We start from the raw sequence: 20,194 nt of genomic DNA on the forward strand, positions 1-20,194 counted from the left end.
GCAAACGGTGCATATCAGCCCCGTTATGGCGCGTCACGTACTTTTTGTGTGTGTTTTTGGTGCGTGCTTTCGTTTAAAAGTGAGTCGCACGGTAACGCTATAGCGGAATTTCATTGTTCTCAATGGGTTGCGATGGCTGCTGGATTGTCCTACAGCCCGCGTCAATTGCGGGCTTGTAACATTTTGGCGCAAATCTTGCGTAAAAAATAAAGAACGCCCTGTTGGTTTCTTTTCACGAGAAAGAGCACAGGCCGGGCGGACCGTTTTCGCAATTCCTCGCAAAGGTGTGTCAATGAGTAGTACGCAAAGCTCCAATGACCTCGAACAGGGGCTCAAACCGCGTCACGTCACCATGCTGTCGATTGCCGGCGTCATTGGTGCCGGTTTGTTTGTTGGCTCCGGCCACGCGATTGCTGCCGCCGGCCCTGCGGTGCTGCTGGCCTACGCCGCCGCCGGTACGCTGGTGGTATTGGTGATGCGCATGCTGGCCGAAATGGCCGTGGCGTCACCGGACACCGGTTCGTTCTCGACGTACGCCGACCGCGCCATCGGTCACTGGGCCGGTTTCACCATCGGCTGGTTGTACTGGTGGTTCTGGGTCCTGGTGATCCCGCTGGAAGCCAACGCCGCCGCGACCATCCTGCACGCCTGGTTCCCGGATATCGCCATCTGGGCGTTCACGCTGGTCATCACCTTGCTGCTGACCGCGACCAACCTGTTCAGCGTGAAGAACTACGGCGAGTTCGAGTTCTGGTTTGCGCTGATCAAGGTCGTGGCCATCGTGGGCTTTGTGATCCTCGGCCTGGCCGCGATCTTCGGCTTCCTGCCGACCAGCCAGGTCAGCGGCGTTTCGCACCTGTTCGACACCCAAGGCTTCATGCCCAACGGCATGGGCGCGGTATTGGCCGCGATCCTCACCACCATGTTCTCGTTCATGGGCACCGAGATCGTCACCATCGCTGCCGCCGAATCGAAGAACCCTGGCCAGCAAATCACCAAGGCCACCAACTCGGTGATCTGGCGGATTGGTTTGTTCTACCTGTTGTCGATCTTCATCGTGGTGTCCCTGGTGCCATGGAACGATCCGACCCTCGCGGCCGTAGGTTCCTACCAGACCGTGCTGGAACGCATGGGCATCCCGAACGCCAAGATGATCGTTGATATTGTGGTCTTGGTTGCCGTGACCAGCTGTCTGAACTCGGCGTTGTACACCGCGTCGCGCATGCTGTTCTCCCTCGGTCGTCGCGGTGACGCACCGGCTGTGGCCAAGCGCACCAACAAGAGCGGCACGCCTTATTGGGCGGTGATGCTGTCCACCGGCGCGGCGTTCCTCGCAGTGTTCGCCAACTACGTGGCTCCGGCTGCGGTGTTTGAATTCCTGCTGGCCAGCTCCGGCGCAATTGCGCTGCTGGTGTACCTGGTGATCGCGGTGTCGCAACTGCGCATGCGCCAGAAGCGTACGGCGGCGGGTGAGAAGATTGTCTTCAAGATGTGGCTGTTCCCGGGCCTGACCTACGCGGTGATGGTGTTTATCGTCGGTACGTTGACCATCATGCTGTTCCAGGAAGCCCATCGGGTCGAGATTATTGCGACGGGTGTGTTGAGTTTGCTGGTGGTGGCGGCGGGGCTGATGGTGTCCAGTCGTCGCAAGGCGCAAAAGGTAGGCGCCGCAGTACTCAACTGACGGAATGCGTTCAAAAATGTGGGAGCGGGCTTGCCCGCGATGCAGGCACCTCGGTCTTACAGTGACACCGAGGTGATGCTATCGCAGGCAAGCCAGCTCCCACACAAGCCAGCTCCCACATTGGGTTTTGCGTCAGTCTGCCGAGCTGGTCAGGGCCTGGGACGCCGCCAGGTAATCCGCCTGGAACGCTGGCGATTCGATCCACGCCAGTGCCGTCGCTTCATCATCGCTATCCGTGGCCCACTGCCGATACTCGATCAGTGCCGCGAGGATAAAGTCGGTAGCTTCCTCTTCGCCTTCCTGCTCCAGCACCAGCGCCAGCAATGGGTGCGACAGGAACGCCGCGCACAACGCCTGCTGGCTGATCTCGCCCGCGGCGCGCATCTCGACGAACAGCTCGGTCAAATCCACTGACTCAAGGTCGATGCGGCTGTCATCGCCGGCAAAAGCGTCCGGCTTGCTCGCGACGGCGCGCTGGGTGCGGTTTTGCTTGGCCTTGGTCTTGGCCCGTTGGGCGCGTTTTTGCTGCTTGTTTGGCGAGGCCATGGGTGTGACGTCCTAGGGTTCAGAGTGGGTATTGAAGCGCAGGTTGGCGCAAATCCCAAGGGTATCCGCCGGTAATTGGTCGTTTTGCAGCCACGCCAGTGCTATCGGCCACAGTCGGTCCTGATACTCGCTACGGAAAAATGCGAAATGCCCGACCTGTTTTTCGCCGATGTCCTCGGGCGCAATCCGCAGGTGGGTGCGCTCGCTGTTGGCGAAGTAGCCGAGCAGCCGCTCGATGGCTGTCACGGTGCCGAACGGATCATCAGTGAGGCTGATGGCCAGGAGCTGCGCCTTCACCCGGCTGAACGGCAGCTCACCCAGGTCTCGTCCGCTGGGCCGTGTTTCATAGCGGGGTGTCGGTGTGGCCCAGTCCCGCACCACGCCGGCTGGCGTGTCTTCCAGCCAGCCCAGGCGCTTGCCGGGGAAGTATCCGCAGAGGGCGGTTAGCAACGGCATCAGCACATGCCATTTGGCAACCATCTGCCAGCGCCCACGCGTTGCGTAGTCGCGCCAATAGGCAAACTGTGCGCCGACGGTAACGATGCGCCGGATCACCGCGCCCGAGGCGCCAAGGCCTGCCGCACAGCCGCCGAAGCTGTGGCCCACCACGTCGATTGGCTGCCCGGGAAACTCCCGTTGAGCGCGCCGCAGGATCGCCTCGAAGTCCAGCGTGCCCCAATCCGACCAGGACGCCTTGAAGCTGCGCAGCGAGCCGCTGCGGGATTCGCCGATGCCACGGTAGTCGTAGGTGATGACGTCAAGGCCGTTGGCAAACAGGTAGTCGGCGAAGCGCGAGTAATAGCGACAGCGCAGGGAAGTGGCGGCGTTGATGATGACGATGGGGCGTTCGAGGTCGGTGCGCGGGTGGCGCCAGGTGAAGCCGCCGAGGAGGTGGTTGTCGGCGGTGGGTTCTTTGAATGGGGTGCTTTGACTTGGTATGCGTGTCACATCGGGCATTCGCGAAGAGGCGTCATTCAAATTCATTGGGGTTCTGCCTTTAATCGTTTTTATTTTTTTAGTAACAGTTGGCCAGTTTGCCAGTACTTGTCCTGCCTTTGGTGGGTTCACTAATCTCGGCGCTCACTGATAGAGCCATACATCCGAGAGGAACGACACCCGACCATGGACCGATTAGACTGGCAGGCACCTAACTCGGAGGTCTCTATGAGCATCCCACTTTCTCCCATCGTTTCAGAGTTTGAAACAGAAGAGCAGGCTGCCAGCTACGACCGTTGGTTTCGGGCCAAGGTGCAGGCGTCGATTGATGATCCTCGCCCGAGCATTCCGCATGATGAGGCCATGGCCGAAGTCGAGAGAATGCTGGAAGAGAGGCGCAAGGCTCGCCATGCTGCTCGTTAAGTGGCGGCCTGAGGCTATCGCCGCCCTGACCGATATCATTGATTATATTGAGCAGTACAACCCCGTTGCCGCTGCGACCCTTCACCGAAACATTGTGGCGGCCACTGAGGGGCTGTCTTCAATGCCCTACGGATTCAAGTGTGGTCGCTTGATCGGTACGCGGGAAATGGTTGTTCATCCCAATTATCTGGTGGTTTATCGAGTGCTGGAGCAAATCGAGGTACTGGCGGTGCTACACACCCGTCAGGAATATCCCTCTGACAAGCTCAAGCCTTACCACTCGACCTCTCGCCAATAGATCCATAGGCTTGTTGCCTTTGCGATCAGCTAGGGCGATGTCATGACCCGCGACACCCTCGAACACCATCAGATCCCCCTCTACTTCGTCGCTGTCCTCCTAGCCGCGGCCTTCGGCTTGCTCGTGCCCTCATCAGCCAGCGGCCTGGGCATGCTGGTCACGCCCGCCATCGCCGTGCTGATGTATGCGATGTTCCTGCAAATCCCGTTTCTGGACTTGCGCCAAGGCTTGGCCAACAAGCGTTTCCTGTCGGCCTTGCTGCTGGCCAACTTCATTTTGGTGCCGTTGTTGGTGTGGGCGTTGACCCGTGGCCTGGTGGAGCGCCCAGCGTTGCTGGTGGGGGCGTTACTGGTGTTGCTCACGCCGTGCATCGACTACGTGGTGGTGTTTACCCATATCGGCAAGGGCGATTCGCGGCTGATGTTGGCGGCGACGCCGGTGTTGTTGCTGCTGCAACTGGCGCTGTTGCCGGTTTACCTGGGGTTGATGTTGGGGGCGCAATCGGGCGTGGTGGTGGCGGCGGGGCCGTTTGTCGAGGCGTTCGTGCTGTTGATTGTGCTGCCGATGATCCTGGCGGTGCTGACCACCTCCCTGGCACGGCGATCCTCGGTCGTCAGCGCGTGGAGCAACGCCTGGGCCTGGCTGCCGGTGCCGGCGATGGCGTTGGTGCTGTTCGTGGTGATCGCGTCGCAAATCACCTCGGTGGTGCGTGATATCGGCCTGTTGGTGCCGGTGATCCCGGTGTATGTGGGCTTCCTGGTGTTGGCGCCGCTGATGGGTATGTTGGCCGCGCGCCTGTTCGCGCTGCCAGCGGCGACGGCGCGCGCGGTGACGTTCAGCGCATCGACGCGCAACTCGTTGGTGGTACTGCCCTTGGCGTTGGCCCTGCCTGAGGATGTGCGCGGGTTGGCGGCGACGGTGGTGATCCTGCAAACCTTGATCGAGCTGGTGGGTGAGCTGATCTACATCCGCCTGATCCCGGCGTTGGTGTGGCCCGCGCGGCGGTAAGTGTGTATCTGTTCAGGCGCTATTCAGCAGGGGGGTCGGCACCATAGGTCTGCGCCCTTCACCTGACAGGTCAACCGATGGATCACCGCAACCGTTTTCGCCTGGAGTCCCTGGGCATTTTCCTGCTGGCCTTATTGCTGTTTACCTTGGGCATCTGGGATCAGCAGCCCCAGGGTTTTGACGGACGCTGGGCGCTGTTCCTGCAAGAAATGTTTCGCCATGGCGCGAGTTTTTTCCCGACGACCTACGGTCAGCCCTACGCGGACTATCCCGGCACCGCGACCTTCTTCAGTTTTGTAGTTGCCCGGCTGTTCGGTGCGCCCAATCACCTGGCGAATATCCTGCCCACCGCCCTGGCGTCCGCTGGCACCGTTGCGCTGATCTATCGCTTGCTGGTGCCGTCGAGTCGCCAGTGGGCGCTGCTGACGGTGCTGCTGACGCTGCTCACCGCGCAGTTGCTCGATAAGTCGCGCTCGGTGTGCCTGGATCAGATGGTGTCGCTGTTATGCGTAGGTAGTTTCTACCTGCTGCACACGGGCGAGCGCCTGGGATCGCGGTGGCGCCAACTGGCAGTGTTCCCCTTGTTCATCCTCGGTTTTGCCATTCGCGGGCCGTTGGGGTTGATCGAAGTCTGCGGTGTGGTGTGCGTGTATTGGGCGTTGAGCCGTCCCGGGCAGCGGGTCAGGCAGGTGCTGATCCATGGCGCCGTTGGCCTGTTGCTGTTGGCGGCGTGCTGGTGGCTGCTGGTGAAGCTGGCGCGCATCAGCGGTGGCGATGCCTTTGCAGACGAAGTGTTCAAGATGCAGGTCGGCGGGCGCCTCGATGAAAGTGGCGAGCCGTTCTACTTCTACTTCCAGTTGAGTGTGTACCGCTACTTCCCGGTGGTGCCGATGGCGCTGGCAACGTTGGTCGCGCTGCGCCATCGCGGGTCTGAGCGGTTTGCGAATGACGATGTGCAATTGGTTGTGCGGCTCGGTGCCTGCGGCCTGATGATCCTGCTCGGGCTGTCGGTGCCGCACTTCAAGCGCGCTTATTACATCCTGCCGATGGTGCCGCTGTTTGCTGCTGTCGCCGCCTATGGGCTGCTCCAGGCGCAAGGCTGGCTCGTTGGCGTGCGCAGGTGCTACGAAGGGCTTGTCGCGGCGCTACCGGCGTTGTGCGTGGTTGTAGTCTTTGTCTGTCGGCATGGGTGGCAGAAGCACGGTTACTGGCCGGACGTTTCGCTGCCGTTGCTGATTGGCGCGTTGTTGATCCTGCAGGTCGCGGCAGTGATCGCCTGGCGCCGGCTGGTGTGGCTCAGTGCAATCGCCTTGATCGCGCAATGGCTGGTGCTGGTGACGGTGGTCGATCGCGCCAAGGACCTGCAATTCGACACCCGCACCTTCGTTGGCCAGGTAGAGGCGCTTCGCGTCACGCGGCCGGGGCCATTGGTGTTTCTCAATCTGGGTCGTGATACCTGGGCGGTGCGCTACATGATGAACCTGGACCACGATGAGCAGCCGCTGTTTGTCAGTGCCGGCGAGGTAGAGCGGCTGGGCGCGTTGCCACGGCCTGCATGGGTGATCGTGGCGCGCAAGGAAACGGCGTTGCTGGCGGGGACGCCGCTGGAGCATCAGGCGCCGGTGTTCAGTGGGCGGTTGAATGACAATCCGTTGATGGTGTTTTTGCTTAGGTGACGATGCTGGAGGATTTCTCTAACTGGGCGAAGCGTTATCTCAAAAAGTGAGTAGCGTAGCCCTTGTGGAATCAGCTTCGAGGCCGCTGCAGATAAATTCACTATCTCTAAATCGCCACTCGGATAAGTGAAATTTCTGCACAAAATCGCAGACAACAAAAAACCCGCACTAGGCGGGTTTCTTGTGTGTTTCAGATGATGTTCGCACCACCTAAAACTAATTAGTGGTGCCCAGAGACGGAATCGAACCGCCGACACGGGGATTTTCAATCCCCTGCTCTACCGACTGAGCTATCTGGGCAACGGGGCGCATTAAACGGGTTTTTCAGGGGGTCGTCAAGCAAGTTTTCAAAAAATATTTAATTATTACCGTCGCTTACGTGCCGACCCCGGTTTTTGATCAATTATTGAGCAGGCGGCACGTAGCCGTCGGCCTTGGCGTAATCCTCGCCGGAAAAGAACTTGTCCATTTCGCCCGCCAGGTATTTGCGGTCTTCGGCGTTCATCATGTTCAGGCGTTTTTCGTTGATCAGCAGGGTCTGGTGTTTCAGCCAGTCGCCCCAGGCGTTGGCAGAGACGTGCTCGAAAATGTCCTGGCCCTTGGCGCCCGGATACGGAGGACGTTCCAGGCCTGGCAGTTCTTCTTTGTACTTGCGGCACATTACGGTGCGGGTCATGACGACACTCCTGCATTCAAAACGTCGGCCGCGCGCTTCAGCAGTTTCTTGACCGGGGCGGCAAGGCCCAGGCGCGGCGGGGTGGCGAGGTTATACCAGAGCCAGTCGGCCTCGGCCACGTGATGGGCGGATTCCTCGACCTGCACCAGCCAGGGCTCGATGGCCAGCTGGAAGTGGCTGAAGGTGTGGATCAGTCCCGGCAGTGCCTGTGGCTTGCCCAGTTCCAGCGCGTGCTGGTGGGCGAGGTGTTCGAGGTCTTGCAGGTCGTCCAGCTCCGGCAAGCTCCACAGCCCACCCCATAGCCCTGTCGATGGGCGGCGGTAAAGCAGGATCGCGCCCTCGGCATTCGCCAGCATCGGCATCAGCGTGCGCTTCTGCGGGATGGTCTTGCGCGGCTTGGGGATCGGGTAACGCGTCTCCAGGCCGAGCATGTGGGCTTCGCAGCCTTTTTCCAGCGGGCACAGCAGGCAACTGGGTTTGCTGCGGGTGCAGAGGGTGGCGCCCATGTCCATCATCGCCTGGGTGTAGGCGTTGACCCGATCATGGGGCGTGAAGCGCTCTGCGGTGGCCCACAGCTGCTTGGCCACCTTGGGCTCGCCCGGGTAGCCCTCTTGCGCGGTAAAGCGCGCCAGCACGCGTTTGACGTTGCCATCGAGGATCGGCGCGCGCAGGCCCATGCTCAGGCTCGCGATTGCACCAGCGGTGGACAGGCCGATGCCCGGCAGCTCGGTGAGTTTTTCCACGTCCCGGGGAAACTCGCCGCCGTAGTCGGCCACGACAATCTTCGCGGTCTTTTGCAGGTTGCGTGCGCGGGTGTAGTAACCCAGGCCGGTCCACAAGTGCAGCACTTCGTCTTCCGGTGCGGCGGCCAGGGCTTCGACCGTCGGCAGCGAGGCCATGAAACGGTCGAAGTAATTGAGCACGGTGCTCACCTGGGTCTGTTGCAACATGATCTCCGAGACCCACACCCGGTAAGGCGTGATGCCCTGTTGCCAGGGCAGGTCATGGCGACCGTGGCGGTCGTACCAGTCCAGCACCGCCGTTGAAAACTGCTCGTTTCTCATCGTTTGAACAGGCCTTTGAGCGCGTCTTTGAGCTGCGGGTTGACCTTGTCGAGCTTCTCTTCAAGTTTGTCGCTGAGCTTGTTGCCCGCCGCCTTGATCGCGACCTGGCCGAGGCCGTCCTTGTCCAGGCGGCAGGCCTTGGCGCCCAGTTCCAGCGGGCCACGGCAGCGCAGCGGCACTTCGATGCCCTGGAAGTTGCTGCCCACCTGGCAGGCCGGGTCTGGCACGGCGCGTTGGTCGCCTTCGACGAGGATGCCCACGCGGTAGTCCATGCCCAGCACGCGCAGGTCGATGTCACCGTTGCCGTTGACCGTCAGGCCCGGGATGCGCACTTTCAGGTCCGGGTTGCTGGCCACGCCGTTGCGGAAGGTCAGGTTGCCGCGCAGTTCCTGGAACGGCGTGTCCTTGCCTTGTGGCGTGCTGCTCAAGGTCTTGCGGTTGAGCAGGGCGATGCCGGTGCACAGCTGTTGCTCAAGGTTGGCGTTGAGCAGCACGCCGTTGTTGATCACAAAGCTGGCGGTGCCGTTGAGGCTGTCGATCAGGGCTTTCTGGCTGTTGCCGCGGCCGCTGAGGTTGCTGTCGAGGGTGATCTGGCCCTTCACCGGTGGCGTTTGCCCCTGGGCTTGCAGGATGCGTTCGACCGGCACTTGCCTGATCTGGCTTTGCAGCGCCAGCAGCGGGGTATCCTGGCGTACGTCGAGGCTGCCGTTGGCCTGGAAGGTGCCGTTGTAGAGGCCGCCGCTCAAGGTGTTGAGCTTGAGTTGGCCGTCGATGCCAGTGGCCTTGAGCACGGCGTTCTGGATCGGCAGCTTGCTCAGGGTCAGTTGGCCGAAGGCCAGGTCGGCATCCACGTCCAAGGTGCGCAGGCGCGTCAGTGGCAGCAGCTTGTCGGTGCTCCAGGCGCCCTTGGTGGGTGCGTCCGGCAGCGGCGTGGTGCCGCCGGCGGCCATGGCCCCGGCTTCGCTGCTCTGCACTTCGGCCTGGCGGGCGGCGGATGCGCCTTTGGCGGCTTCGGATTTGGCCGGCAAGTAGTTGTCGGCGTTGAAGGTGTCGCCCTTGAGTTGCACGCGCAGGGCTTGCTTGGCGAAGTCATCCACGGCAATGCGACCGGTGAACGTGCTGCCGTCGACCTTCAGGTTCAGGTCGTCCAGGGCCACGCGGGTCGGTGTGCCGCTGAGGCGGCTGACCAGCTCGACCTTGCTCAGGCTGCCCTCGGCCATTGGCGGCAACGGCTGGCCGACGCTGTCGAGGAACTTGGCCAGGTCAAACTGGGCGATGGACAGGGCGCCGCTCAGTTGCGGGGTCTTGTCGAGGTCGTTGACCTTCAGCTCGCCCAAGGCGCGCAACTGGTTGGTCGACAGCTTCAGGTTGGTCCATTCGGCGACGTTCGCGGCCAGATCCACCAACAACTGCCCCTGGGTGGAGAAGGTCACGGTCTTGCCTTGCAGTGGCTCGCCGGTGGCTTCGCCGCTCAGGCGCATGTCTTCGAACTGGTAGCGCTTGAGCGCACGCTGGATGCGCAGGTTGCCGTTGAGCTCGGTCTTGACGCGCATCACTGGCTGGTTGCTGCCGAAGAATGCGGTGAGCTTCACGGGGATGCTCGCACCGTCGTGGATCGCGCCGGAACTCAGCTGGATGCTTTCGGCGCTGAATTGCTTGCCGGTCTGCTCGTCGTTGTATTCGACGCGGGCGTTGTTGATGGTCAGGCTGTCGATGTCCAGGCGGATCGGCTGTGGCGGCTTCTCCGGCTTGGCCTCGGCAGCGGGCTCGGCCGGCGTGGCGGCTGGCGCGGGTGTTTCGGTGGACGCGACAGGCGCGTTCTTGCCGATGTCTTCCCAGTTGCCATGGCCCTGCTTGTCGCGGTTGAGGCGCAGGTTCAGGCCTTCGACACGCACGTCGCTCATCTGCACTTCGCGGCGCAGCAGCGGCAGCACGCGGACCGACAGGCCAAGCATTTGCAGGTCGGCGAACGGTTGCGTCGGGGTGGTCAGGGTGGCCACGCTGGCTTCGTGCAATTCGAGGCCGAGCCAGGGGAACAGGCTCCAGCCGATGTCGCCATTGAGCGTCAGCTCGATGTGGGCCTTGTCGCGGGCAATCTGGCGAATCTCGTCTTTATAGTCGTTGGGATCGAAGAGGTGGGTCAGGGCAAAGCCCAGCGCCACAATGATCAGCAACAGCCCGAGAAGTACCAGACCCAGGATTTTGCCGAACGCTTTCATGGGCGAGTCCTTGTATGTCGATTTCAAAATTTAGCCGCAGAGTATAACGCCCGTAACCGTACGTCAGTTCCCTCATCGTTACATTGTATCCAGGCCCAGCAAAACGGGAATTTGGCGTCAAACAAAACAGATATCCCGAAAAAGGTGATGTCAGTTTGGTTTTTCTGTCATCCACAGGTGCTAATCTTCGCCGGTTCGTCTGCCTTCTGCGACATAGCGTCGCGCTCAAATGGAGCTTTACTCAACAACAACGGCCAACGCTCTGCGTGCAAGGCCGAGGGAGAGAGCGCCTGACGAACACATACTAATAACTGGGGGAAACACCAATGAGCACTAGCACTGCGGCAGCTTCAACTGCCGCACAGCCTGCGTTCCTGTCCAAGGAGCGCATCATCGCCAAGCCCGGCTTCAACCGCTGGCTGGTTCCGCCGGCCGCGTTGGCCATCCACCTGTGCATCGGCATGGCCTACGGTTTCTCGGTGTTCTGGCTGCCGTTGTCGAAAGCGCTGGGCGTCACCAAGCCGCTGGCCTGCGCGCCAGACATGAGTTTTATCGCGCAAATCTTCTCGTCCCAGTGTGACTGGCCCATCTCCATGCTGGGCTGGATCTACACCCTGTTCTTCATCTTCCTGGGCTGCTCGGCAGCGATCTGGGGCGGCTGGCTGGAACATGCCGGGCCGCGCAAGGCCGGCGTTGTATCGGCGCTGTGCTGGTGTGGCGGCCTGCTGATCTCGGCGTTGGGCATCTACACCCACCAGATCTGGCTGATGTGGATCGGCTCCGGGGTCATTGGCGGTATCGGCCTGGGCCTGGGCTACATCTCGCCCGTGTCGACCCTGATCAAGTGGTTCCCGGACAAGCGCGGCATGGCCACCGGCATGGCAATCATGGGCTTCGGCGGCGGCGCCATGGTGGGCGCCCCGTTGGCAGCGGCATTGATGGGCCACTTCGCCACGCCGGACAGCGTGGGCGTATGGCAGAGCTTCCTGGTGATGGCGGCGATCTACTTCGTGTTCATGATCGGCGGCGCCTTGTCCTACCGCGTTCCGCCAACCGGCTGGAAGCCTGAGGGCTGGACCGCGCCGGCGAAAAAAGCCAGCAACGCGATGATCACCCACCGTCACGTGCACGTGAATGTGGCGTGGAAAACTCCGCAATTCCGCCTGGTGTGGCTGGTGCTGTGCCTGAACGTGTCTGCCGGTATCGGCATCCTCGGCATGGCGTCGCCCCTGCTGCAGGAAGTGTTCGGCGGCAAGCTGCTGGGCGTGGATGTGCCGTTTGGTCAGCTGGATGCCGGTCAACTGGCGTCCATCGCGGCGATCGCGGCGGGCTTCACCGGTCTGTTGAGCCTGTTCAATATCGGTGGGCGATTCTTCTGGGCGTCGTTCTCCGACTACCTGGGCCGTAAAAACACCTACTTCGTGTTCTTCGCCCTGGGTTTTGCCCTGTACGCGCTGATCCCGAACCTCGGTCACCTGGGCAACGTGTCGCTGTTCGTGGCGGCGTTCTGCATCATCCTGTCGATGTACGGCGGTGGTTTTGCCACGGTTCCGGCTTACCTGGCCGACCTGTTCGGTACGCAGATGGTCGGTGCGATCCACGGTCGCCTGCTGACCGCCTGGGCAGCGGCGGGCGTCTTGGGCCCGGTGTTGGTGAACTATCTGCGTGAGTATCAGTTGAGCATCGGCGTTGAACGCGCTGCGGCCTATGACATCACCTTGTACATCCTCGCCGGCCTGCTGGTGCTGGGTTTCATCTGCAACCTGCTGGTACGTCCGGTGGCCGACAAGTACTTCATGACCGACGCCGAACTGGCCGCCGAGCAAGCGCTGGGGCATGACAAAGGCGCCGACGCCAGCACGTCCCTGGAGTGGAAAGCCGCGCCAGGTACTGTGCCATTGGCGATTGCCGCCTGGCTGGTGGTGGGTATTCCGTTGGCGTGGGGTGTGTGGGTGACCCTGCAGAAGACGGCGGTACTGTTCCACTAACACCGCAAAAACCCTGTGGGAGCGGGCTTGCCCGCGATAGCATCACCTCGGTCTGTCTGAGTGACCGAGGTGCCTGCATCGCAGGCAAGCCAGCTCCCACAGTTGTATGCACATGTCTATCCCCGACACTCCATCAGTCTTATCCCCTCCGATGTTTCTGTTTAGCGCCCGCGCCCCTATAATGGCTGCCTTTTTCGCCCAATGATTTTGCGGAGCTGGTGATGGCCGAACGTAAGGCGTCCGTCGAGCGCGACACTCTGGAAACCCAGATCAAAGCCTCGATCAACCTGGATGGCACCGGAAAGGCCCGATTTGATATCGGTGTACCTTTTCTTGAGCACATGCTGGACCAGATCGCCCGTCACGGGCTGATCGACCTGGATATCGTCAGCAAGGGCGACCTGCATATCGACGACCACCACACCGTGGAGGATGTCGGTATCACCCTCGGCCAGGCGTTTGCCAAGGCCATCGGCGACAAAAAAGGCATCCGTCGCTACGGCCACGCCTATGTCCCGCTGGACGAAGCGCTGTCGCGTGTGGTCATCGACTTCTCCGGCCGCCCAGGCCTGCAGATGCACGTGCCCTACACCCGCGCCACCGTGGGCGGCTTTGACGTCGACCTGTTCCAGGAATTTTTCCAGGGTTTCGTCAACCACGCCCTGGTCAGCCTGCACATCGACAACCTGCGTGGCACCAACACCCACCACCAGATCGAAACCGTGTTCAAGGCTTTCGGCCGCGCCCTGCGCATGGCCGTGGAGCTGGATGACCGCATGGCCGGGCAAATGCCCTCGACCAAGGGCGTCCTGTAATGCAGACGGTCGCGGTTATCGATTACGGCATGGGTAACCTGCACTCGGTGGCCAAGGCCCTCGAACACGTAGGTGCCGGCAAGGTGCTGATCACCAGCGATGCAGACGTGATTCGCGAAGCCGACCGGGTGGTATTCCCCGGCGTTGGCGCGATTCGCGATTGCATGGCCGAGATCCGCCGCCTGGGCTTTGACAGCCTGGTGCGTGAAGTCAGCCAGGACCGTCCGTTCCTCGGCATCTGCGTGGGCATGCAAGCCTTGCTCGACCGCAGTGAAGAGAACGACGGCGTGGACTGCATCGGCCTGTTTCCGGGCCAGGTGAAGTTCTTCGGCAAGGACTTGCACGAAGACGGCGCCCACCTGAAAGTCCCGCACATGGGCTGGAACGAAGTCAGCCAGGCGGTGGATCACCCCCTGTGGCATGACATTCCAGACCTGGCGCGCTTCTACTTCGTGCACAGCTACTACATCGCCGCCGGCAACCCGGCCCAGGTGGTGGGGGGCGGGCACTACGGTGTCGATTTCGCCGCCGCGCTGGCCGAAGGTTCGCGCTTTGCCGTGCAGTTCCACCCGGAGAAGAGCCATACCCATGGCCTGCAGTTGCTGCAGAACTTCGCCGCCTGGAACGGGCGCTGGTAAATGGCCAAGAAGCCGAAGCTGCCGCTCTTGAACCTCACGCCCGAACAGGAGAGTGAGGCTACCCTCAAGATCAAGCGGTTCATGGAAGATCGCTTCGAGCTCAAGCTTGGCTCGTTCGAGGTCGCCGAGATCCTCGAACTGTTTACCAATGAAGTGGCGCCGCACTATTACAACCGGGCGATTTTCGATGCACAGACGCTCCTTAAAGAAAGGTTCGAAAGCATCGAAAGCGACCTGTGGTCGCTTGAGAAACCCTGATTTCCCAAGCATTGCTGAATATCGAATAAGGTTTGCCAGATGCTGATTATCCCCGCTATCGATCTCAAGGACGGCGCCTGCGTCCGTCTGCGCCAAGGCCGTATGGAAGACTCCACCGTGTTCTCCGATGACCCGGTGAGCATGGCTGCCAAATGGGTGGAAGGGGGCTGCCGTCGCCTGCATCTGGTGGACTTGAACGGCGCCTTCGAAGGCCAGCCGGTCAACGGCGAAGTGGTCACGGCCATCGCCAAGCGCTACCCCAACCTGCCGATCCAGATCGGTGGCGGTATCCGTTCCCTGGAAACCATCGAGCACTACGTCAAGGCGGGCGTGAGCTACGTGATCATCGGCACCAAGGCCGTGAAAGACCCGGCATTCGTCGCCGAAGCCTGCCGTGCGTTCCCGGGCAAAGTGATCGTGGGCCTGGACGCTAAAGACGGTTTTGTCGCCACCGACGGCTGGGCTGAAATCAGCACCGTGCAGGTGATCGACCTGGCCAAGCAGTTCGAAGCCGACGGCGTCTCCGCCATCGTTTATACCGACATCGCCAAAGACGGCATGATGCAGGGCTGCAACGTACCGTTCACCGCCGCGCTGGCCGCCGCGACCAAGATCCCGGTGATCGCTTCCGGTGGCATCCACAACCTGGGTGACATCAAGTCGCTGCTGGACGCCAAGGCCCCCGGCATCATCGGCGCCATCACCGGCCGTGCGATCTACGAAGGCACCCTGGACGTCGCCGAAGCCCAGGCTTACTGCGACGCCTACAACGGCTGAGGACTGACCATGGCGCTGGCCAAACGCATCATCCCTTGCCTGGACGTCGACAACGGTCGCGTGGTCAAGGGCGTCAAGTTCGAGAACATCCGCGACGCCGGCGATCCGGTGGAAATCGCCCGTCGCTACGATGAGCAAGGTGCCGACGAGATTACCTTTCTCGACATCACCGCCAGCGTCGACGGCCGCGACACCACGTTGCATACCGTCGAGCGCATGGCCAGCCAGGTGTTTATCCCGCTGACCGTGGGCGGTGGCGTGCGTACCGTGCAAGACATCCGCAACCTGCTCAACGCCGGCGCGGACAAGGTCTCGATCAACACCGCCGCCGTGTTCAACCCGGAGTTCGTCGGCGAAGCCGCGCAGCACTTCGGTTCGCAATGCATCGTGGTGGCCATCGACGCCAAGAAAGTCTCCGGCCCGGGTGAAACCCCGCGTTGGGAGATCTTCACCCACGGCGGGCGCAAGCCTACCGGCTTGGACGCGGTGGAGTGGGCGATGAAGATGGAAGGCCTGGGCGCCGGTGAAATCCTGCTGACCAGCATGGACCAGGACGGCATGAAAAACGGCTTCGACCTTGGCGTCACCCGTGCCATCAGCGACGCGCTGGGGATTCCGGTGATCGCTTCCGGCGGCGTCGGCAACCTGCAGCATCTGGCTGACGGCGTCATTGAAGGCCACGCCAGTGCGGTACTGGCGGCGAGTATTTTCCACTTTGGCGAATACACCGTTCCCGAGGCAAAAGCCTACATGGCGGCGCGCGGTATCGTCGTGCGCTAAACGCTGCTGGACACCATGGCAAGTGCGCGGCACTCTCTGCGCTTGCCATGGATTCCGGTAGCCCTTCATGTTCAAACACCTGTTGCTCGCCCTTGCCAGTACGTCCATCCTTCTGACGGGGTCGGCCCACGCCGAAGCACCGTCTGGCACCGCCCTGGTGCTGCTGACGGAAAACTTCCCGCCCTACAACATGGCGAAAAACGGCAAGAACTTCGCCAAGGAAGACAACATCGAAGGCATCGCCGTGGACATCGTGCGCGAAACCTTCAACCGTGCCGGCATTTCCTACAACCTCACCCTGCGGTTTCCTTGGGAGCGAATCTACAAACTCGCCCTGGAAAAACCCGGCTATGGCGTGTTTGTGATGGCCCGCCTGCCGGACCGCGAAGCCCTGTTCAAATGGGTCGGCCCTATCGGCCCGGACGATTGGGTGCTGCTGGCCAAGGCCGACAGCAAGATCCAATTGACCGACCTCGAACATGCGCGCCGTTACAAGATCGGCGCGTACAAGGGCGATGCCATTGCCGAGACCCTGGAGAAGCGCGGTCTCAACCCGGTGGTGGTGTTGCGCGATCAGGACAATGCGCAAAAGCTGCTGGATGGCCAGATCGACCTGTGGGCCACCGGCGACCCTGCAGGGCGTTATCTGGCGCGTCAGGTTGGCGTGACCGGTCTGAAGACGGTGCTGCGCTTCAACAGTGCCCAGCTGTACCTGGCGCTTAACAAAAATGTGCCGGACGACACGGTGAACAAATTGCAGGCCGCGCTGGACCAGCTGCGCAAGGAAGGCGTGGTGGAACAGGTCATGGCGCGCTACTTGTAGCGGTAAGTGCCGTTCTTGCCATGCCCGGCCATGGCCTGATTGCTGCGCACGCTGATCATCAGCTTGATATCGATCCAGTCCACGCCCTGGGCCTTGAGCTTGGGCAACTCACGCTCCAGCACTGCCAGGGTCTGCGGGTAAGGGTGGCCGATCATCACCGCCGAGCCTTGCTTGTGGGCCAGCTTGATTGCCGTCTGCAATTGGCTGGTGATCGCCGCTTCGGTGCGCTCGTCATCCAGGAACACATCCCGCGAGACACTGGCCAGGCCGATCTTCTGCGCCTCGGCGGCGGCGACGGTTTGCGCGCTGGTGCGGCTATCGACAAAGAACTTGTGGCGCCGTTGCAGCTCGGCCATCAGCCAGGCCATTGCCTGCGGCTGCGCGGTCATGCGGCTGCCCATGTGGTTGTTGATCCCGGCGGTGTAGGGCACCGCCTTGAACGCGGCGTCCAGGCGTTTGCCGAGCTCTTCAACGGGTAGCTCTGGGGGCCAGGCGAACGGTCCGGTGGCCGGGTCCATGGGCATGTGCAGGATGACGATCTTGCCGGCCTTGTGGGCTTCGCGGGCGAATTCGGCGGCGTGGGGCGTGTCGGGCATGATCGCCGCGGTCACCGGCCCAGGCAGGGCCAGCACGCGCCGATCCCGGGGAAGGTTTTGCCCAAGGTCGTCGATGATGAGGGTCAGGTAGGCTTTGTGCGATTCGCTGGCCGGGGCCGCGTGAGCGACTCCGGCCAGGCTGCACAGCACAGCGATGATCAGGGCAAGACGCATATCAACGGCTGCGGGTGATGCTCAAGCCCTTGAGCAGGCTGAGCGCCTGGGCCAGTTGGTAGTCATCGTCCTGCGGCATCGGCTTGGCTTTGGCGGCGCTGCCGGTTGGCTGGTCGGCACCGCCGTTGCCATTGCCCAGGTGACCTTGCAGGTCCGCTTCCTTGTAGTACTCGCTGTCGGCCTCGTTGGTGATCTTGGCCTTGCGCACTTCGATGTCCGGCACGATGCCCTGGGCCTGGATCGAGCGGCCGTTCGGCGTGTAGTACAGCGCGGTGGTGATCTTCAGGGCGCGGTCGTTGTTCAGCGGCAGCACGGTTTGCACCGAGCCTTTGCCGAAGCTGGTGGTGCCCATCAGCACGCCGCGTTTCTGGTCTTGCAGGGCACCGGCGACGATTTCCGACGCCGAGGCGCTGCCGCCGTTGATCAGCACGGCCAATGGCACGTTTTCGCTGAGGTCGTTGCCGGTGGCCGAGAAGCGCAGCTCGGAGTTGGCGATACGGCCCTTGGTGTACACGATCAGGCCTTTGGTGATGAAGTGATCGACCACTTCCACCGCCGCCTGCAACACGCCGCCCGGGTTGTTGCGCAGGTCGAGCACGATGCCGTTGAGTTTCTTGCCGTTGTCCTTGCGCAGCTTGGCCAGGGCCTTGGCCACTTCGTCGCCGGTCTTGACCTGGAACTGGGTGATGCGGATGTAGCCGTAGCCCGACTCCAGCAGCTGGCTCTTCACGCTCTTGACCACAATGGTCGCGCGGGTCAGCGTCACGTCGAACGGCGTGCCGCCATCGCGCACCAGGGTCAGGGTGATTTTCTGGCCGATCTTGCCGCGCATCTTGTCCACGGCTTCGGTCATGGTCTGGCCACGGGTCGGCTGGCCGTTGATCTTGACGATAAAGTCACCGGCCTGGATGCCGGCCTTGGATGCCGGGGTGTCGTCGATGGGCGAGACCACCTTGACGTTGCCGTCTTCGGAGCCGACTTCAATGCCCAGGCCGCCGAACTCACCGCTGGTGCTTTCCTGCAGCTCGGCGAAATCTTCCGGGCCGAGGTAGGCGGAGTGCGGGTCGAGGTTGCTGAGCATGCCCTTGATGGCATTTTCCAGCAGGGTCTTGTCATCTACGGGGTCGACATAAGCTGCCTTGATCCGGTCCATGACCTCGGCAAAGGTGCGCAGCTCGTCCAGCGGCAATGGCGCCTTGGTGGTCACTGCAGGTGCAGCCGGTGCGGCCGGTGCGGCGAAAGCCAGGGGCGCGCCGATCACCAGGGCGATGGTCAGGGCCAGCGAAGTGAGGCGGGACAAATGCAGCATGTCGAACGAACTCCTAATGTAGATGCGGCCCTATCCTTGGGAACGGCACCATTGTGCAGGATCGCTCGGGCGGCCCTGCTGACGAATAGCGAAGTACAGCGCCGGGGTGTCCTGGCCACCACTGTTACCGACAGTGGAGATGGATTCACCAGCTTTTACAACATCACCTGCCGACTTGAGTAAAGTCTGATTGTGGCCGTAAAGGCTCAAATAGCCATTACCGTGATCCAAAATCACCAACAAACCGGCGCCCCGCAGCCAATCGGCAAACACCACACGGCCACCGTGGACGGCGTGGACCTGGCTGCCGGAGGAGGCGCTGATCATCACCCCATCCCACTTGGCACGGGTGTCATCGCCACGGGTTTCACCGAAGCGTGCCAGTAGTCGACCATCAACTGGCCATGGAAGTTTGCCGCGGGCTGAAGCAAAAGGGCCGCCGAAGTTCTCGCCGGCGCTGGAAACCAGCGGGCCAGGGGCTGCATGCGCCGGTTTACGCGGCGCCGGAGCATCCGTGGTGGCTGCCAGCTCGGCCTCACGCTGACGCTTTTTTTCGGCTTCCTGCTGGGCGATCAGCGCTTTCTGGCGCGCTTCTTCGGCCTCACGTGCCTGGCGGGCCAGGGTTTCTTCGATGGTCTTGAGGACTTTGCCCAGGTCGGCCTGGTCCTGCTCGCGGGCCTGGAGCTTGGCGTCGCGGGCCTTCACGTCGTCATTGAGCTTGGCCAGGGCCTGCTGGCGTTCCTTGCGCACCTGTTCCAACTGATCGCGCTGGGTGTCGAGGGCGGTCTTCTGGTCGAGCAGCTGTGATTGCTGGTCGGCGATTTCCTGCTCGACGTTGGCCAGCTGGCGCAGGGTCTCGTTGAAACCCTTCAGTTGCGCGAGACGCGCCTGGCTCAGGTAGTCGTAATAGGTGAGGGTGCGCGCAAATTTTTCCGGATTCTGCTGGTTCAGCAGCAGCTTGAGGTATTCCTGGCGGCCGCTCTGGTAGGCGGCACGGGCCTGGATGGCGATCAGGCGTTGCTGTTCAACGCGTGCGCCCTGGAGTTTTTTTTTCTCAGCGTCGAGTCGCTCCAGTTCCGACTCGCTCTTCTTTAATTCTTTTTGCAGCTCCTGGACCTGCTTCTCCAGCTTGCCCATCTCGGTTTCCGTACCGCGCAGGTCTTTCTGCACCCCGGATTTTTCTTCCTGGAGCTTGCCGAGCAGCTTTTTCAGCTCGGTAATGTCCTGACGCGTAGCGTCCAACTGTTGTTGGGTTTGTGCGCGCTCGTCGGCAAATGCCGGTTGGAGCAGGCAGACAAGGGCAAGGGTAATCAAGGCGCGAAGCATAGAGGCGGGCGACACCAGGGAAATGGACGGCCTAGTATGCCCGCCAACTGCTGCAAAAAAAACGCCCAATTCGGGCTGGGGGGCAAGATAGGTGCCGAGTGGCGGGGGTATGGCTAAAAGACATCTCTGAAAGCTGTGCAAAACAAATGTGGGAGCGGGCTTGCCCGCGATGGCGGTGGG

The 20,194-nt window shown here is 61.8% G+C and carries 20 protein-coding genes and 1 tRNA gene; 12 read left to right on the top strand and 9 right to left on the bottom strand.

Features of this window, described 5'->3' with window-relative positions; all coding sequences use genetic code 11:
• Window positions 1-292: 292 nt before the first annotated feature.
• Window positions 293-1,684, top strand: a complete 1,392-nt coding sequence (gene gabP, locus B348_RS0122780; protein ID WP_017738343.1) for a GABA permease — start codon at window positions 293-295, stop codon at window positions 1,682-1,684.
• Between the two features lie 132 nt (window positions 1,685-1,816).
• On the opposite strand, the gene B348_RS0122785 is transcribed toward gabP, so the two are convergent.
• Window positions 1,817-2,230: a hypothetical protein gene (locus tag B348_RS0122785; protein WP_017738344.1), complete on the bottom strand. Its 414-nt coding sequence runs from the start codon at window positions 2,228-2,230 to the stop codon at window positions 1,817-1,819.
• 12 nt (window positions 2,231-2,242) lie between these two features.
• Complete coding sequence (locus B348_RS0122790) at window positions 2,243-3,187, bottom strand: alpha/beta fold hydrolase (RefSeq protein WP_017738345.1); 945 nt, start codon at window positions 3,185-3,187, stop codon at window positions 2,243-2,245.
• Window positions 3,188-3,394: 207 nt separating this feature from the next.
• On the opposite strand from B348_RS0122790, the gene B348_RS0122795 reads away from it, so the two are divergent.
• The 4 genes from B348_RS0122795 (at window position 3,395) to B348_RS0122810 (ending at window position 6,571) form a co-directional block, all read left to right on the top strand.
• Window positions 3,395-3,589, top strand: a complete 195-nt coding sequence (locus B348_RS0122795) for a hypothetical protein (RefSeq protein WP_026136996.1) — start codon at window positions 3,395-3,397, stop codon at window positions 3,587-3,589.
• On the top strand, window positions 3,576-3,887 hold the full coding sequence (locus tag B348_RS01000000130255; RefSeq protein ID WP_017738347.1) for a type II toxin-antitoxin system RelE/ParE family toxin: 312 nt from the start codon (window positions 3,576-3,578) through the stop codon (window positions 3,885-3,887). Before B348_RS0122795 ends, B348_RS01000000130255 begins: the two co-directional genes overlap by 14 nt.
• A gap of 42 nt (window positions 3,888-3,929) precedes the next feature.
• Window positions 3,930-4,895: an arsenic resistance protein gene (locus B348_RS0122805; protein WP_017738348.1), complete on the top strand. Its 966-nt coding sequence runs from the start codon at window positions 3,930-3,932 to the stop codon at window positions 4,893-4,895.
• Between the two features lie 77 nt (window positions 4,896-4,972).
• Window positions 4,973-6,571, top strand: coding sequence for a glycosyltransferase family 39 protein (locus tag B348_RS0122810; RefSeq protein WP_017738349.1), 1,599 nt, complete (start codon window positions 4,973-4,975; stop codon window positions 6,569-6,571).
• A gap of 224 nt (window positions 6,572-6,795) precedes the next feature.
• Here B348_RS0122810 and B348_RS0122815 read toward each other — a convergent pair.
• The 4 genes from B348_RS0122815 to B348_RS0122830 all read right to left on the bottom strand — a co-directional run bounded on the left by B348_RS0122815 (window position 6,796) and on the right by B348_RS0122830 (window position 10,530).
• Window positions 6,796-6,871, bottom strand: a tRNA-Phe gene (locus B348_RS0122815).
• 103 nt (window positions 6,872-6,974) lie between these two features.
• On the bottom strand, window positions 6,975-7,247 hold the full coding sequence (locus tag B348_RS0122820) for an oxidative damage protection protein (RefSeq protein WP_017738350.1): 273 nt from the start codon (window positions 7,245-7,247) through the stop codon (window positions 6,975-6,977).
• Window positions 7,244-8,311 (bottom strand): A/G-specific adenine glycosylase, encoded by a 1,068-nt coding sequence (gene mutY, locus B348_RS0122825; RefSeq protein WP_017738351.1) that lies wholly within the window; start codon window positions 8,309-8,311, stop codon window positions 7,244-7,246. Before mutY ends, B348_RS0122820 begins: the two co-directional genes overlap by 4 nt.
• Window positions 8,308-10,530 carry an AsmA family protein gene (locus B348_RS0122830; protein ID WP_017738352.1) on the bottom strand — a complete coding sequence of 741 codons (2,223 nt, stop codon included), beginning with the start codon at window positions 10,528-10,530 and terminating at the stop codon, window positions 8,308-8,310. Before B348_RS0122830 ends, mutY begins: the two co-directional genes overlap by 4 nt.
• Window positions 10,531-10,856: 326 nt before the next feature.
• On the opposite strand from B348_RS0122830, the gene B348_RS0122835 reads away from it, so the two are divergent.
• The 7 genes from B348_RS0122835 to B348_RS0122865 all read left to right on the top strand — a co-directional run bounded on the left by B348_RS0122835 (window position 10,857) and on the right by B348_RS0122865 (window position 16,609).
• Entirely contained in the window at window positions 10,857-12,518 is a 1,662-nt protein-coding gene (locus tag B348_RS0122835; RefSeq protein ID WP_017738353.1) for an OFA family MFS transporter, read from the top strand.
• A gap of 221 nt (window positions 12,519-12,739) precedes the next feature.
• Complete coding sequence (gene hisB / locus B348_RS0122840) at window positions 12,740-13,333, top strand: imidazoleglycerol-phosphate dehydratase HisB (protein ID WP_003218037.1); 594 nt, start codon at window positions 12,740-12,742, stop codon at window positions 13,331-13,333.
• Window positions 13,333-13,971 (top strand): imidazole glycerol phosphate synthase subunit HisH, encoded by a 639-nt coding sequence (gene hisH, locus B348_RS0122845; protein ID WP_017738354.1) that lies wholly within the window; start codon window positions 13,333-13,335, stop codon window positions 13,969-13,971. The genes hisB and hisH overlap by 1 nt, the downstream gene beginning before the upstream one ends.
• Window positions 13,972-14,229, top strand: a complete 258-nt coding sequence (locus B348_RS0122850) for a DUF2164 domain-containing protein (RefSeq protein WP_017738355.1) — start codon at window positions 13,972-13,974, stop codon at window positions 14,227-14,229. It begins immediately after the preceding gene.
• 39 nt (window positions 14,230-14,268) lie between these two features.
• The gene (hisA, locus tag B348_RS0122855; protein WP_003187784.1) at window positions 14,269-15,006 is read left to right on the top strand and encodes a 1-(5-phosphoribosyl)-5-[(5-phosphoribosylamino)methylideneamino]imidazole-4-carboxamide isomerase; all 738 of its coding nucleotides are present in this window, start codon (window positions 14,269-14,271) and stop codon (window positions 15,004-15,006) included.
• A gap of 9 nt (window positions 15,007-15,015) precedes the next feature.
• Window positions 15,016-15,786 (top strand): imidazole glycerol phosphate synthase subunit HisF, encoded by a 771-nt coding sequence (hisF, locus tag B348_RS0122860; protein WP_003171107.1) that lies wholly within the window; start codon window positions 15,016-15,018, stop codon window positions 15,784-15,786.
• A gap of 67 nt (window positions 15,787-15,853) precedes the next feature.
• Window positions 15,854-16,609, top strand: coding sequence for an ABC transporter substrate-binding protein (locus B348_RS0122865; RefSeq protein WP_017738356.1), 756 nt, complete (start codon window positions 15,854-15,856; stop codon window positions 16,607-16,609).
• Here the strand turns inward: B348_RS0122865 and B348_RS0122870 are convergent.
• Genes B348_RS0122870 through B348_RS0122880 form a run of 3 tightly spaced genes read right to left on the bottom strand, consistent with a single transcriptional unit; the run spans window position 16,600 to window position 20,014 of the window.
• Entirely contained in the window at window positions 16,600-17,379 is a 780-nt protein-coding gene (locus tag B348_RS0122870) for a divergent polysaccharide deacetylase family protein (RefSeq protein ID WP_017738357.1), read from the bottom strand. The genes B348_RS0122865 and B348_RS0122870 overlap by 10 nt on opposite strands.
• 1 nt (window position 17,380) lies before the next feature.
• The gene (locus B348_RS0122875) at window positions 17,381-18,688 is read right to left on the bottom strand and encodes a S41 family peptidase (protein ID WP_017738358.1); all 1,308 of its coding nucleotides are present in this window, start codon (window positions 18,686-18,688) and stop codon (window positions 17,381-17,383) included.
• 30 nt (window positions 18,689-18,718) lie between these two features.
• The gene (locus tag B348_RS0122880; RefSeq protein WP_017738359.1) at window positions 18,719-20,014 is read right to left on the bottom strand and encodes a murein hydrolase activator EnvC; all 1,296 of its coding nucleotides are present in this window, start codon (window positions 20,012-20,014) and stop codon (window positions 18,719-18,721) included.
• Window positions 20,015-20,194 lie beyond the last annotated feature (180 nt).

Origin of the sequence: Pseudomonas sp. CBZ-4 (assembly GCF_000346755.1) — a bacterium.
Taxonomy (GTDB): Bacteria; Pseudomonadota; Gammaproteobacteria; order Pseudomonadales; family Pseudomonadaceae; genus Aquipseudomonas.